The 14,124-nt window shown below is 69.6% G+C and carries 10 protein-coding genes; 4 read left to right on the forward strand and 6 right to left on the reverse strand.

All coding sequences use genetic code 11. From position 1 onward, the window contains the following. Positions 1–84: 84 nt before the first annotated feature. The 4 genes from BKK79_RS14210 (at position 85) to BKK79_RS14225 (ending at position 6,412) form a co-directional block, all read left to right on the forward strand. A complete protein-coding gene (locus BKK79_RS14210) occupies positions 85–636 on the forward strand; it encodes a cob(I)yrinic acid a,c-diamide adenosyltransferase (protein WP_071015291.1) in 552 nt (183 codons plus the stop codon). A gap of 197 nt (positions 637–833) precedes the next feature. Continuing rightward, on the forward strand, positions 834–2,771 hold the full coding sequence (gene dnaK, locus BKK79_RS14215) for a molecular chaperone DnaK (RefSeq protein ID WP_071015289.1): 1,938 nt from the start codon (positions 834–836) through the stop codon (positions 2,769–2,771). A 171-nt stretch (positions 2,772–2,942) separates the two neighbouring features. Continuing rightward, positions 2,943–4,082, forward strand: a complete 1,140-nt coding sequence (dnaJ, locus tag BKK79_RS14220; protein WP_071037912.1) for a molecular chaperone DnaJ — start codon at positions 2,943–2,945, stop codon at positions 4,080–4,082. A gap of 584 nt (positions 4,083–4,666) precedes the next feature. After that, entirely contained in the window at positions 4,667–6,412 is a 1,746-nt protein-coding gene (locus BKK79_RS14225; RefSeq protein WP_232346320.1) for a chorismate-binding protein, read from the forward strand. A gap of 58 nt (positions 6,413–6,470) precedes the next feature. On the opposite strand, the gene BKK79_RS14230 is transcribed toward BKK79_RS14225, so the two are convergent. The 6 genes from BKK79_RS14230 to pcnB form a co-directional block, all read right to left on the reverse strand. Beyond that, complete coding sequence (locus BKK79_RS14230; RefSeq protein WP_071015280.1) at positions 6,471–7,367, reverse strand: universal stress protein; 897 nt, start codon at positions 7,365–7,367, stop codon at positions 6,471–6,473. Positions 7,368–7,411: 44 nt separating this feature from the next. After that, positions 7,412–10,153 (reverse strand): cation-transporting P-type ATPase, encoded by a 2,742-nt coding sequence (locus BKK79_RS14235; protein ID WP_071037914.1) that lies wholly within the window; start codon positions 10,151–10,153, stop codon positions 7,412–7,414. 312 nt (positions 10,154–10,465) lie between these two features. Then, positions 10,466–11,287 carry a 3-methyl-2-oxobutanoate hydroxymethyltransferase gene (gene panB / locus BKK79_RS14240; RefSeq protein WP_071015273.1) on the reverse strand — a complete coding sequence of 274 codons (822 nt, stop codon included), beginning with the start codon at positions 11,285–11,287 and terminating at the stop codon, positions 10,466–10,468. Positions 11,288–11,424: 137 nt separating this feature from the next. Continuing rightward, positions 11,425–12,066 carry a deoxynucleoside kinase gene (locus BKK79_RS14245; protein WP_071037915.1) on the reverse strand — a complete coding sequence of 214 codons (642 nt, stop codon included), beginning with the start codon at positions 12,064–12,066 and terminating at the stop codon, positions 11,425–11,427. A 45-nt stretch (positions 12,067–12,111) separates the two neighbouring features. Beyond that, positions 12,112–12,624, reverse strand: a complete 513-nt coding sequence (gene folK / locus BKK79_RS14250) for a 2-amino-4-hydroxy-6-hydroxymethyldihydropteridine diphosphokinase (protein ID WP_071015267.1) — start codon at positions 12,622–12,624, stop codon at positions 12,112–12,114. Continuing rightward, entirely contained in the window at positions 12,621–14,123 is a 1,503-nt protein-coding gene (pcnB, locus tag BKK79_RS14255) for a polynucleotide adenylyltransferase PcnB (RefSeq protein WP_071015263.1), read from the reverse strand. Before pcnB ends, folK begins: the two co-directional genes overlap by 4 nt. Position 14,124 lies beyond the last annotated feature (1 nt).

Consider the following 14,124-nt stretch of genomic DNA (forward strand, 5'->3'; position numbering starts at 1 on the left):
CGGACTGCCCGCGCGACGCGAACGGCGCCATAATGTCCGGTTCACAAGCTATAGCGCGGCAAGCGCCGCAGGAGAGAGCAGAACATGGGCAAGCGCCTGACCAAGATCGTGACCCGCACCGGCGACGACGGCACCACCGGCCTCGGCGACGGCAGCCGAACCGGAAAGGACAGCCTGCGCATCGGCGCCATCGGCGATGTCGACGAACTGAATTCGCAACTCGGCCTGCTGCTGACCGAGGACCTGCCGGAGGCGGTGCGCGGGGCCCTGCTGCAGGTGCAGCACGACCTGTTCGATCTCGGTGGCGAACTGTCCATCCCGGGTTACCCGCTGCTCAAGGAGGCCCACGTGATCCGGCTCGACGAGTGGCTGGCCCATTACAACGCCGACCTGCCGCGCCTGGCCGAGTTCATCCTGCCGGGCGGCAGCCGGGGCGCGGCCCAGGCCCACGTCTGCCGTGCCGTCTGCCGCCGGGCGGAGCGCAGCCTGGTCGCCCTCGGTGCCGCCGAGGCGCTCAACGATGCGCCGCGCCACTACCTGAACCGCCTGTCGGACCTGCTGTTCGTGCTGGCCCGCGTGCTCAACCGGTCCGCCGGCGGCAGCGACGTGCTGTGGCAGCGCGCCCGGGATGAGTGACGGAAGGTCGACTTTGTTGCGCCGGGACTTCACGTCCGGGTTCCGGCGCGCGGCCTCCTGCCGATATCCCCGCGAAAAGTCGAGAAATTTAGTCGGAAAAACGCTGTAGACCCTTGAAAAGCCCCTGGGTGCCACAATTTCGGCCTCAGGTTGAATTGCAGCCGCGCGGATAGCGATGGCTCAATAGGAGAGAATAAATGGGTAAGATCATCGGTATCGACCTCGGTACCACCAATAGCTGCGTGGCGATCCTGGAAGGCAACACTCCCAAGGTCATCGAGAATTCGGAAGGCGCCCGTACCACCCCGTCGATCATCGCCTACATGGAAGACGGCGAGATCCTGGTGGGCGCGCCGGCCAAGCGCCAGGCGGTCACCAATCCGCGCAACACCCTGTATGCGGTGAAGCGCCTGATCGGCCGCAAGTTCGAAGAGAAGGAAGTCCAGAAGGACATCGGCCTGATGCCGTACTCCATCGTCAAGGCCGACAACGGCGACGCATGGGTGTCGGTGCGCGAGCAGAAGCTGGCGCCGCCGCAGGTCTCCGCCGAAGTGCTGCGCAAGATGAAGAAGACCGCCGAGGACTACCTCGGCGAGCCGGTGACCGAAGCGGTCATCACCGTGCCGGCCTACTTCAACGACAGCCAGCGCCAGGCCACCAAGGACGCCGGCCGCATCGCCGGCCTGGACGTCAAGCGCATCATCAACGAGCCGACCGCGGCCGCGCTGGCCTTCGGCCTGGACAAGAACGAGAAGGGCGACCGCAAGATCGCCGTGTATGACCTCGGCGGCGGCACCTTCGACATCTCGATCATCGAGATCGCGGACGTGGATGGCGAGAAGCAGTTCGAAGTGCTGTCGACCAACGGCGACACCTTCCTTGGCGGCGAGGACTTCGACCAGCGCATCATCGACTACATCATCGGTGAGTTCAAGAAGGAGCAGGGCGTCGACCTGTCCAAGGACGTGCTCGCACTGCAGCGCCTGAAGGAAGCTGCCGAAAAGGCCAAGATCGAACTGTCGAGCTCGCAGCAGACCGAGATCAACCTGCCGTACATCACGGCGGATGCCTCGGGTCCGAAGCACTTGAACCTGAAGATCACCCGCGCCAAGCTGGAAGCGCTGGTCGAGGAACTGATCACGCGCACCATCGAGCCTTGCCGCATCGCGATCAAGGACGCCGGCATCAAGGTCAGCGACATCGATGACGTGATCCTGGTCGGCGGCATGACCCGCATGCCCAAGGTGCAGGAGCAGGTCAAGGAGTTCTTCGGCAAGGAAGCGCGCAAGGACGTCAACCCCGACGAGGCCGTGGCCGTCGGTGCCGCGATCCAGGGCTCGGTGCTGTCGGGCGACCGCAAGGACGTGCTGCTGCTGGACGTGACCCCGCTGTCGCTGGGCATCGAGACGCTGGGCGGCGTGATGACCAAGATGATCGGCAAGAACACCACGATCCCGACCAAGCACGCGCAGGTATTCTCGACCGCCGACGACAACCAGCCCGCGGTGACCATCAAGGTCTACCAGGGCGAGCGTGAGATGGCCTCCGGTAACAAGCTGCTGGGCGAGTTCAACCTCGAGGGCATCCCGCCGTCGCCGCGCGGCACGCCGCAGATCGAAGTGTCCTTCGACATCGACGCCAACGGCATCCTGCACGTGGGCGCCAAGGACAAGGCCACCGGCAAGGAAAACCGGATCACCATCAAGGCGAACTCGGGCCTGTCGGAAGACGAGATCCAACGCATGGTCAAGGACGCCGAGGCCAACGCCGAGGAAGACAAGAAGGCCCGTGAGCTGGCGGATGCCCGCAACCAGGCCGATGCGCTGATCCACTCGACCCGGAAGGCGGTCACCGAGTACGGCGACAAGCTGGAAGCCGGCGAGAAGGAAAAGATCGAGGCTGCCGTCAAGGAACTGGAAGATGCGGTGCGCGGCGGCGACAAGGCCGACATCGAGGCCAAGATCAACGCCCTGTCGGAAGCCAGCCAGAAGCTGGGCGAGAAGGTCTACGCCGACATGCAGGCCAAGGCCGGCGAAGGCGCCGCGGCCGGTGCGGCCGGCGCGCAGCAGCAGGCGCAGCCGCAGGACGACAACGTCGTGGATGCCGAGTTCAAGGAAGTCAACGACAAGAAGTAAACGGGACCGCGGGTGCGGCGCGGGCTGGGCGCCCCGCCGTGACCCGTCCCGACGCCGGGCGACGGACATCGGACCAAGCGGGTGACCGCCGTCGGATGCCTCGCTCGGCTTTTTTGCTATTCGCCCGGTGCGCGCGTCTTGCGCACCCGGCCACTCAGGTAAGCAGCCACCATGGCAAAACGTGACTATTACGAAGTGCTCGGGGTGGGTAAGAACGCGAGCGACGAAGAGATTAAGAAGTCCTATCGCAAGCTCGCGATGAAGTACCACCCGGACCGCAATCCGGACAGCAAGGATGCCGAGGAGAAGTTCAAGGAGGCCAAGGAGGCCTACGAGATGCTCTCGGATCCGGAAAAGAAGGCCGCCTACGACCAGTACGGCCACGCCGGCGTCGACCCCAATATGGCGGGCGGTTTCGGCGGCGGCCAGGGCTACGGCGGCTTCGCCGAGGCCTTCGGCGATATTTTCGGCGACATCTTCGGCCAGGGCGCCGGCGGCGGCCGCCGCGGCGGCGGCGGCCCGCAGGTCTACCGCGGCGCCGACCTGCGCTACAGCATGGAGATCACGCTGGAGCAGGCCGCGCACGGCCACGAGGCGCAGATCCGCGTGCCGCACTGGGACGAGTGCGACCGCTGCCACGGCAACGGCGCCGAGCCCGGCACCAATGTCGAGACCTGCCCGACCTGTAACGGCGTGGGCCAGGTGCGCGTGTCGCAGGGCTTCTTCAGCATGCAGCAGACCTGCCCGAAGTGCCACGGCAGCGGCAAGCACATTCCCAAGCCCTGCACCAAGTGCCATGGCCAGGGCAGGCTGAAGTCGCAGAAGACGCTGGAGGTCAAGATCCCGGCCGGCATCGACGAGGGCATGCGCATCCGCTCGTCCGGCAACGGCGAACCTGGCATCAACGGCGGGCCGCCGGGTGACCTGTACGTGGAAGTCCACATCAAGCCCCATGCGGTGTTCGAGCGCGACGGCGACGACCTGCATTGCCAGATGCCGATTTCCTTCGCTACCGCGGCGCTGGGCGGCGACCTGGAAGTGCCCACGCTGGGCGGCAAGGCGACCTTCCCGGTGCCCGAAGGCACCCAGGCGGGCAAGACCTTCCGCCTGCGCGGCAAGGGCATCAAGGGGGTGCGCTCCGGTTATCCGGGCGACCTCTACGTGCATGTCGCCGTGGAGACGCCGGTCAAGCTGACCGAGGCGCAGAAGGACATGCTGCGCCAGTTCGACCGCTCGGTGCACGAAGGCGGCTCGCGCCACAGCCCGCAGGAGCAGTCCTGGCTGGACAAGGTGAAGAGCTTCTTCAGCTGACGGCTGCGGGGCCGGTCCCGTGGCAACAAGGCCGCGCGCGAGCGCGGCTTTTTTTTCGCCTGGCGGAATTGGCTGGCGCCGGTGGTCGTGCCGCGCGGCTTGTGACCACTCTCCCGCCGGCCGGCCGTGACGGCTGGGGCCACACCGTTGGCTTCGTCCCTATGCTCGCGCGCTGGAGCACATCGTTGGCTTCGTCTATACGTGGCGCCTTGCTAAACCACCCCTCTCCCCCGCCCTCTCCCGCTTGCGGGAGAGGGGCTGGGGGAGAGGGCGGGCGTCGGTCGGTCGCGGCGGCCGGGATCACTCTTTCGGCTCGACTGCATCCGGCCTTTTCCCCGGCCGACGCCGCTTGGCGCGATAATGGCGCTTCGCCTCCCCTGTCTCCCTCACCGTCGTTTTCCGCCGTGGCAGTTCCCCCGCTTTCCTCCCTGCTTTCCGCGTCCGAACCCTTCGTGCTGCTCGACGATGCGGCCGCCTCCCCTGGCGCGGCACCGGGCCGGTCCTCGCGCCTGTACACCGGTTTCGTGCGCGAGGACCGCATCGAGGTCGCGCAGGCGCTGGACCGCCTGGGCGCGCTGGACACCATGCTCGCGCAAGGCTGGCGGCAGGGTTGGCATGCGGCGTTGTTCGCGCCCTACGAATTCGGCGGGCCGCTGGTCGGCGTGCCCGTGCATACGGGCCAGGACCTGCCCTTCCACGATGGTGCCCTGCGGCTGCTGTGGTTCCGTGCCATGCAGCGCCTGCCGGCGGCCGATGTCGACGCCTGGCTGGCCGGTGCAGGAACTGGCGGCGGCGCGCCCGCAGGCGTGATGCAGGTCGCCTCCGATACCTCGCGGACCGCCTTCGAGGACGCCATCGCGCGCATCCATCAATGGATCGAAGCCGGCGACACCTACCAGGTCAACTACACCCAGCGGCTGCGCTTTTCCGCCTTCGGCGCGCCAGCCGCGTTGTTCGCCGGGCTGCGCGCGGCGCAGCCGGTGCCATACGGCGTGCTGGCATGCCTGCCCGGCGACGGCTGGGTCCTGTCGCTGTCGCCCGAGCTGTTCGTCAGCCACGATGGGGCGGGCAGCCTGCTGGCCCGGCCGATGAAGGGGACCGCTCCGCGCACGGGCGACGCCGCCGGCGACGCGGCCGCCGCGTCGGCGCTGGCCGCCGATGCGAAGAACCGCGCCGAGAACGTGATGATCGTCGACCTGCTGCGCAACGACCTGGGCCGCATCGCCGTGCCCGGCAGCGTGGCGGTACCGGACCGCTTCACCGTGCAGCCCTTCGGGCGCGTGCTGCAGATGACCTCCACCGTGACCGCGCGCGCCCGCGCCGGCACCTCACTGGCACAGTTGCTGGGCGCGCTGTTTCCCTGCGGCTCGATCACCGGCGCGCCCAAGCGGCGCACCATGCAGATCATCGCCGAACTGGAGCCGGCTCCGCGCGGCCTCTACACCGGCTCGGTCGGCTGGATCGACCCGCCCGCCGCAGCGGCGGGGCAGGGCAGCGGCGACGGGATCGGCCCGTTCACGCTGTCCGTGGCGATCCGCACGCTGGTGCTGGGCGCACCCGGCGCCGACGGCCTGCGCCGTGGCGAGATGGGCGTGGGCGGTGGCATCGTGCACGACAGCGTGGCGGCCGACGAATATGCCGAGTGTGGCTGGAAGGCGCGCTTCCTGACCGCATACGATCCGGGTTTCACCCTGTTCGAGACCTTGCGCGCGAATGGCGGGCAATGCCTGCGCCTGGCGCGGCACCTGGAACGGCTGGCGGCGTCGGCCGCCTGCTTCGGCTTCGCCTTCGATGCCGCAGCGGCAGCGCAGGCCGCCACCGCCGAGGCCGTGCGCCTGGGCGCCGGGGACTGGCGTGTGCGGCTGGCGCTGGACAAGGCCGGCTCCCTGCAGGTGACGAGCGGGCCGCTGGCCCCGCTGGCCATGGAGGAAGGCCGGGTCTGGCTCGACCAGGCTCCCGAGCCCCTGGCTGGGGCCGATCCCTTGCGCCGCCACAAGACCAGTGCACGCGCGGTCTATGACGCGGGCTGGCAGGCGGCCGAGCGCGCCGGCGCTTTCGATCGCCTCTTCTTCAACCAGCGCGATGAACTGCTCGAGGGCGGGCGCAGCAGCGTCTTCGTCAAGGTCGACGGACGCTGGCTGACGCCCCCGCTGGCCGCGGACATCCTGCCCGGGGTCATGCGCGCCGTGGTGCTGGAGCAGGGCGATGCCCTGCTGGACGGCCCGGCTGCCGAAGGCGTGATCACGCGCGCGATGCTGGCGCGCGCGCAGGCGCTGGTGGTGGTGAACTCACTGCGCGGCGTGCTGCCGGCATGCCTGAAACCGGCCTGAAACCGGCCTGGATCCGTTCCGAACCCGGCCGGACCGGGCCAAGCGGCGTCGCACAGACTCAGTCGGCCGCCGCGCGCGGCCGATGCACCACCAGTGCGTCGCACGGCAGGCAGTCGAGCAGCCGTGCCGCGGTGCTGCCGAGCAGCGCGCTGGCCAGTGCGCCGCGACCCTGCGCGCCCATCACCACCAGGTCGGCTTCGTGCCGGCGCACGTGCTGGGTCAGCAGCAGCTCCAGCGCACCGCGCAGGATCACCGGGCGCACCCGCGTCGAGGCGGGCAGCTTGCTGTCGGCGAGGAAGGCGGCGCAGGCATCCTGTTCCGCCTGCGGGATGCCGCGCGCCGGCGGCGCGGTGTCGGCCATTCCGGAATAGGGCTGCTGGTAGGCGTGGAAGACGGTCAGCTCTTGTCCGGGGAACAGCCGCGCGGCGCACCGCAGCGCATCGCGCGAGGCCGGCGAGAAGTCGCAGGCGACCACGATTTCGCGATAGGGGCCGTGCGGGCGGTTGCGCACTACCAGCAGGGGCTGCGGCAGGCTGCGTGCCAGCCGCTCGACGCTGGAGCCGAGCAGGAAGCGTCCCAGCAGCTCGAAGCGCGCCACGCCGGTGACCACGAGGTCTGCGCCGGCCGCGTCGGCCATGTCCCGGATGCCGGCCGCCACGTCCTTGGACTTCGCTATCTGCATGTCGGCCTGCACCGGCAGGCCCGCCAGGTCGCGCGCGAGCTGCTGGCGGGCGATGCGCAGCGCGTCGCCCGCGCCGGTGCCGGCGGCCCAGGCCAGGGCCTGGTCCGGATGCGCGGCGGGATCGAGCACGTGGCCGACCAGCAGGCCGGCCTGCCACTGGCCGGCGAGCTGGGCGGCACGGTCGAGCGCGCGGTCGCAGCGCGCGGAAAGGTCGGTCGCCAGCAGCAGGCGGGCGGGGAATGGTGTCGGGTCGGGGGCGGTGGACGTGGTCATGGCGTTCTCACGGGTTTGGAATGCCGGCAGGCGCGGCACGGCGCTCAGCGGGTTGCCAGCCGCCGGCCGACCGGCAGGCGGCGGATCACGGTCTTCTCCAGCTCCGAGCCGCAGAACACCAGCAGCCCGGCGCCGATCGCCTTGGCCCATTCCAGCGCGCTCAGGTCGGTCGAGCCGAATACGGTCTGCATGACCGGCAGGTGGGTGTAGGCGAGCTGCAGCGGCACGCAGGCGGCGATCGAGGCCAGCACGTAGGGGTTGCCGAACAGGCCCTCGCGGCTGATCACGGTATGGAAGATATGCCGGCTGTTGAGCAGGTAGAACATCTCGGCGGCGACCACGGCGTTGACCGCCATCGTGCGCGCCGTCTCCAGGCTGGTGCCGTCGGCCAGTTCCCACAGGAACAGCCCGAGTGCGCCGGCCATCATCAGTACCGACACCATCAGTACGCGCCAGACGAAGAAGCCCGACAGCAACGGCTCGCCGACCGGGCGCGGGCGCCGCGCCATGAGGCCCGGCTCGGCGGGCTCGAAGGCCAGCGCCAGGCCCAGCGCGCTGGAGGTGACCATATTGATCCACAGTACCTGGGCCGGGGTCAGCGGCAGCGGCAGGTCGAACAGGATGGCTGCGATCACGATCAGGGCCTCGCCGCCGTTGGTGGGCAGCATGAAGAGGATGAATTTCTTCAGGTTGTCGTAGACCGCGCGGCCTTCGCGCACGGCGCGCGCGATGGCGGCGAAATTGTCGTCGGCGAGCACCACGTCGGCGGCCTCCTTGGCGGCCTCGGTACCCTTCAGCCCCATCGCCACGCCGACGTCGGCACGCTTGAGCGCGGGGGCATCGTTGACGCCGTCGCCGGTCATCGACACCACCTGGCCGGCCTGCTGCAGCGCCGCCACCAGGCGCAGCTTGTGCTCGGGGCTGGCGCGCGCGAACACGTCGACTTCCATGGCCACGCGGCGCAGCGCGGCGTCGTCCATCAGCGCCACCTCGCTGCCCGTCAGCGCCGGCTTGCCGACCCCGATGGCGAGTTGCGCGCCGATCGCGCGGGCGGTTTCCGCGTGGTCGCCGGTGATCATCTTGACGCGGATGCCGGCACGGTGGCATTCGTCGACGGCGCGGATGGCTTCCTCGCGCGGCGGATCGATGATGCCGACCAGGGCCAGCAGCGTGTAGCCGCTCTCCATGTCGGCAAAATCCAGCCGCGCGTCCGCCGGCGCGGCGCGCTTGCAGGCCAGCGCCAGCAGGCGCAGGCCCTGGGCCGCGGTGTCGGTGGCCATGCGGCGCCAGTAGTCGACATCGAGCGCGTGTTCGCCATCGCCGTCCCACTGCAGGGCGCACATGTCGAGGATGCGCTCCGGTGCCCCCTTGGCCAGGATCCACGGTGCGCCGCCGGCATCGCGGTGGTAGGTGGCCATGAAGCGGTGCTCGGATTCGAAGGGGATAGAATCCAGCCGGGGCCAGCTCTCGCCGGCCGACTGCTGCGATAGTCCGGCCTTGCTGCCGGCGACCAGCAGCGCACCTTCGGTGGGGTCGCCCTCCACATGCCACAGGCCGTCCTCGTGGCGCATGCGGGCGTCGTTGCACAGCACCCCCGCACGCAGCGCCATCGCCAGTGCCGGCGCGTCGCCGGGATCGACCGCGCGGCCGTCGACGCGGAATTCGCCGTCGGGCGCGTAGCCCACGCCGCCGACGTCATAGACGCGGCCGGCGCAGACCATGCGCTGCACGGTCATCTCGTTGCGCGTGAGCGTGCCGGTCTTGTCCGAGCAGATCACCGTCACCGAGCCCAGCGTCTCCACCGCCGGCAGGCGCCGCACGATGGCGTTGCGCCGCGCCATGCGCTGCACGCCGAGGGCCAGCGTGACCGTCATGATGGCCGGCAGTCCTTCGGGGATGGCCGAGGCCGCCAGCGCCACCACCATCATGAACATTGCGGCCGGCGCGTGGCCGCGCCAGGCGATGCCGGCCACGAACGTCAGCGCCGACAGCAGCAGGATGGCGATCGCCAGGCCACGGCCGAAGCGGTCGATCTGGCGCAGCAGCGGCGTGGCCAGGTTCTCGATGTCGCCCAGCATCCCGTCGATCTTGCCCAGCTCGGTCGCCCTGCCGGTGGCCACCACCACACCGGTAGCCTGTCCGTACACCACCAGCGTGCCCGAGTAGGCCATGCCGAAGCGGTCGCCCAGCGGCGCATCGGCGGCCACCGGCGTGGCGCTTTTCTCCACCGGCAGCGATTCGCCGGTCAGTGCGGCCTCTTCCACGCGCAGTTCCTTGACGGTCAGCAGGCGCAGGTCGGCGGGTACGCGGTCGCCCGAGGCCAGGGCCACCACGTCGCCGGGAACCAGCGCTGCCGCGTCGATCTCGCGCCGTGCACCGTCGCGTACCACGGTGGCGTGTGGCGACAGCATGGCGCGGATGGCATCGATGGCCGCCTCCGCCTTGCCTTCCTGGATGAAGCCGATGCCCGCGTTGACCAGCACCGCCACCAGCAGCACGCCGGCATCCACCCAGTGGCCGAGGATGGCCGAGATGACGGCCGAGGCCAGGATGACGTAGAGGAGGATGTTGTGGAATTGCAGCAGCAGCCGCATCAGCGGACCGCGCCGCTTGGGCGGCGCCAGTCGGTTGGGACCGACCTCGGCGAGCCGCCGCGTGGCCTCCGTGTCGGTGAGGCCGCCGGCCGGGTCCGTACGCAGCACTCGCGCGACTTCCACGTCGGACAGGGTGTGCCAGGGGGGTGGCGTCGGTACCGGGTCGCAGTGGCCGGCAGGGGGATCAGTCATAGAATCAGGGCCTTGTCGGGGTCCTGGCGGACCGGTTTCCCAATTGCGGTATGAGTGAACTGCCCGGCCATCTTACCGTGGCCCCTTGCGGCGGGAACTGCGCTGCATCAAGAAAGCGGACGACAAGGAACCTGGCCGGTGCCCTTGAAAGTGCGTGACAATTAACTTTCTTGGCGGCGCGGCGGGCGGGAGATGGCTGCCCTTGCCCGGAGGGGGGGCGGGCGTGGAGGGGGTCGCTGAAGGCGGGCTGCGGCCGGCCATGTCCGGCGGGCCGCGGCCGGGGAGCCGGGGCATGGCCCCGGCGCGGGGGCGTCAGGCGGAGAAGGTGTGTTCGACGGCGGGGAAGCTGCCGTCCTTGACCGCGGCCACGTAGGCGCGTACGGCAGCCTCGATCGAGGTCTGGCCATCCATGAAGTTGCGCACGAACTTGGCTTTGCGGCCCGGGTAGATGTTCAGCATGTCCTGCAGCACCAGCACCTGGCCCGAACAGTCCACGCCCGCGCCGATGCCGATGGTGGGGATGGTCAGCTGCGCCGTGACCTCGGCCGCCAGCTTGGCGGGTACGGCTTCCATCACCACCAGCTGGGCGCCGGCGGCCTGCAGCGCGGTTGCATCGCGCCTGAGCTGTTCGGCGCCGGCGTCGGTCTTGCCCTGCACCTTGAAACCGCCGAAGGCGTGGACCGATTGCGGCGTCAGGCCGATATGGGCGCACACCGGGATGCTGCGCTCGACCAGGAACTTGACCGTCGGCGCCAGCCATTCGCCGCCCTCGATCTTGACCATCTGGGCACCGGCGCGCATCAGCGCGACGGCGCTCTCATAGGCGGCCTCCGGGGTGGGATAGGTGCCGAAGGGCAGGTCGGCCACCAGCAGCGCGGTCTGGTTGCCACGCGCCGCGCAGGCGGTGTGGTAGACCATGTGCTCGAGCGTGACGGGCAGCGTGGTGGTCTGGCCCTGCATCACGTTGCCGAGCGAATCGCCGACCAGGATCACATCGACGCCGCAATAGTCGAGCAGCGCGGCGAAGCTGGAATCGTAGGCGGTCAGCATGACGATCTTGTCGCCGGCGGCGCGCATCGCCTGCAGCGCGGGGACGGTGACGGTCTTGCGGGAGGGATCGAGGAGATAGCTCATGGCATTGCCTGTCTGCAGCGATTGCCGGTGCGGCGGGGCGGGCCGCCGGGGCGCGGTGCGCTCCGGTCCGTAAGGTTGCCTGCCGGCGACGGAGGCGGTCGCTGTCGTTATGGTTGGAATCTGCCAGGCGGAGCCTGTCAGGGCGCAGCGAGATTGAGAAAGGCCTTGCGGCCGCGCATCGTTTCGACGCGCGTCAGTAGTGTACGGAAATCGCCGTCATTGTCCACCGGATTGAAATGCGCGGTGTCGACGATCAGGACCGGTGCCTCGTCGTAGCGATGGCACAGCTCTCCGTAGGCGCCGCACAGGCGCTCCAGGTAGGGCAGGTCGAGACCGGTTTCGCCGGGAGCGCCGCGTCGCGCAATGCGCTCATGCAGCAGCGCCGGGGGCGCGTGCAGCACGATGACGAGGTCGGCGCGCTGGGCAGGCAGGGCGATGCGCGCGGCGATGGCGTCATAAAGGGCCAGTTCGTCGGCGGGCAGGTTCAGCTCGGCGTAGAGGCGGTCGCGCTCGTGCAGGCAGTTCGTCACCATGCGCTGGCCTGCCAGCAGCGCTTCCTGCCAGCGCTGCGCCTGCGCCGCGCGCTGCGTCAGGCAGGCCAGCTGCAGCGGCAGCGCATGGCGCGCGCGGTCGCGCAGGAAACGTTCGAGGAAGGGGTTGTCGCGCACGCCGTCGAGCAGTTCGCCGCTGCGCAGGGTCTGTGCCAGCCGCCGCGCGAGCGCGGTCTTGCCGGAGCCGACGGGGCCTTCGACGATGATGCGGCGCAGATGGTCGAGCATGGGGGAAGGAAACGGGTCAGGCGGTGCGGCGCCCGTGCGGCAGGTTCAGGCGCCGGCCTGTTGCTGGCGCTTGCACTTGCAGGGTGTCATTTTCTCGATGCGCTGACCAGCCACCGCGGGCAGGTGGTCGGCAGCCCGGCCGCGCCCCGGGATCACCAGCCCGGGGTCGATCTCCAGCAGCGGCACCAGCGTGAAGGCGCGCTCGGTCACGCGCGGGTGCGGCACCGTCAGGTGCTCGTCGTCGTGCTGTTCGTCGCCGAACAGCAGCAGGTCGAGGTCGAGCGTGCGCGGCGCATTGTGGAAAGGGCGCTCGCGGCCGAACTGGTCCTCGATGTGGTGGCAGATGCGCAGCAGCTGCCCCGCCGTGAACGAGGTTTCCACCTTGACCACGGCGTTGTAGTAGTCCTCGCCCTGCGCGTCGATCGGCGCGGTGCGGTAAAAAGACGATCTCGCCAGCACCGTGATGCCGACCTGCTGCGCCAGGCACACGACGGCATCCTTCAGCGCCTGGCGGGCATCGCCCAGGTTGGCGCCGATGCCGATAAAGGCAAGTGTCATTCCGATTCCTCCGGCTGGCTGCGGGGCTCGCCCGCTTCCGAGTCGCTTCGGGAGGACACTTTATCCGATTTCCGCGGACCGCGCCGGCGACGCTTCTTGCGCGCGCCGCCCTCGCCTTCGCCCTCGGCGGCCGGGCCGCGGGCGCTGCGCGCCGAGTCGATCAGGGCTTCGCGGCCGTCGGAGTCCGCATCCTGGAAGGACTGCCACCAGCCGGCCATTTCCTCGGGCAGCTCGCCCGACTGGCAGCGCAGGTGCAGGAAGTCGAAACCGGCACGGAAGCGCGGCGATTCCAGCAGGCGGAACGGCATGCGTCCGACGCGCTTCTCGAAGCGCGGCTGCATGCCCCAGATATCGCGCATGTCGGTGACGAAGCGGCGCTGGATGGCCAGCTGGCCGGTCTGGCGCTCGAGCACGTCGTCCATGGCCGTGTTGAGCGCGGCGATCGGATGCTCGCCGGACTCGCGCAGCGCGGTCCAGCGCTGCAGCACGTGGTGCCACAACAGCGCGGCGAACAGGAAGCCGGGCGAGACCGGCTTGCCGGCCTGCACGCGGCGGTCGGTGTTGTCCAGCGCGAGCTGCACGAAGCGCTGGCCCAGCGGCTGTTCCAGCGCGACGTCGAGCAGCGGCAGCAGGCCCTTGTGCAGCCCTGCCTTGCGCAGTTCCTGCAGCGAAGCCCAGGCGTGGCCGGACATCAGCAGCTTGAGCATCTCGTCGAACAGGCGCGCGCTGGGCACGTTGTGGATCAGCGAGGCCAGGCCGGCGATGGGCTGGCGCGTGGCTTCGTCGATGCCGAAGCCGGTCTTGGCCGCGAAGCGCACCACGCGCAGCATGCGTACCGGATCCTCGCGGTAGCGCGTGACGGGGTCGCCGATCATGCGCAGCGTGCGCGCGCGCATGTCTTCCATGCCGTGATGGTAGTCGTGCACCGTCTGCGCCGACGGGTCGTAGTACATCGCGTTGATGGTGAAGTCGCGCCGCTCGGCGTCTTCTGCCTGCGTGCCCCACACGTTGTCGCGCAGCACGCGGCCGGATGCGTCGATGGCGTGGGTCTTGCTGTCGAGCTCGGAGCGCTTCAGGCGGCGGCCCTCGGGCAGCGTCTCGCTGGCGACCGCGTCGACCAGGGCACGGAAGGTGGAGACTTCGATGATTTCCTGCTCGCGCCCGCCGTAGAAGGTGACGTGCACGATCTGGAAGCGCCGGCCGATGATGCGCGAGCGGCGGAACAGCGCCTGCACCTGCTCGGGCGTGGCGTTGGTGGCGACGTCGAAGTCCTTGGGCTTGATGCCGAGCAGCAGGTCGCGCACGGCGCCGCCGACGATGAAGGCCTGGTAGCCGGCCTGCTGCAGCGTCGAAGTGACCTTGACCGCGTTGCGCGAGATCAGCGCCGGATCGATGCCGTGCTCTTCGACCGCGATGACGCGCGGTGCGTGGGCGCGGCCTTGCCGGCGCTGCTTCGGCGCCGGCTTGCCGAGCAGCCGGGTGATGAGCTTCTTGATCACG

Source organism: Cupriavidus sp. USMAA2-4 (assembly GCF_001854305.1).
Taxonomy (GTDB): domain Bacteria; phylum Pseudomonadota; class Gammaproteobacteria; order Burkholderiales; family Burkholderiaceae; genus Cupriavidus; species Cupriavidus malaysiensis.

Bases quoted from the DNA above. Each gene is read 5' to 3' on its own strand.
- BKK79_RS14210 (WP_071015291.1), top strand. From the start codon at position 85: ATGGGCAAGCGCCTGACCAAGATCGTGACCCGCACCGGCGACGACGGC.
- dnaK (WP_071015289.1), top strand. From the start codon at position 834: ATGGGTAAGATCATCGGTATCGACCTCGGTACCACCAATAGCTGCGTG.
- dnaJ (WP_071037912.1), top strand. From the start codon at position 2,943: ATGGCAAAACGTGACTATTACGAAGTGCTCGGGGTGGGTAAGAACGCG.
- BKK79_RS14225 (WP_232346320.1), top strand. From the start codon at position 4,667: ATGCTCGCGCAAGGCTGGCGGCAGGGTTGGCATGCGGCGTTGTTCGCG.
- BKK79_RS14230 (WP_071015280.1), bottom strand. From the start codon at position 7,367: ATGACCACGTCCACCGCCCCCGACCCGACACCATTCCCCGCCCGCCTG.
- BKK79_RS14235 (WP_071037914.1), bottom strand. From the start codon at position 10,153: ATGACTGATCCCCCTGCCGGCCACTGCGACCCGGTACCGACGCCACCC.
- panB (WP_071015273.1), bottom strand. From the start codon at position 11,287: ATGAGCTATCTCCTCGATCCCTCCCGCAAGACCGTCACCGTCCCCGCG.
- BKK79_RS14245 (WP_071037915.1), bottom strand. From the start codon at position 12,066: ATGCTCGACCATCTGCGCCGCATCATCGTCGAAGGCCCCGTCGGCTCC.
- folK (WP_071015267.1), bottom strand. From the start codon at position 12,624: ATGACACTTGCCTTTATCGGCATCGGCGCCAACCTGGGCGATGCCCGC.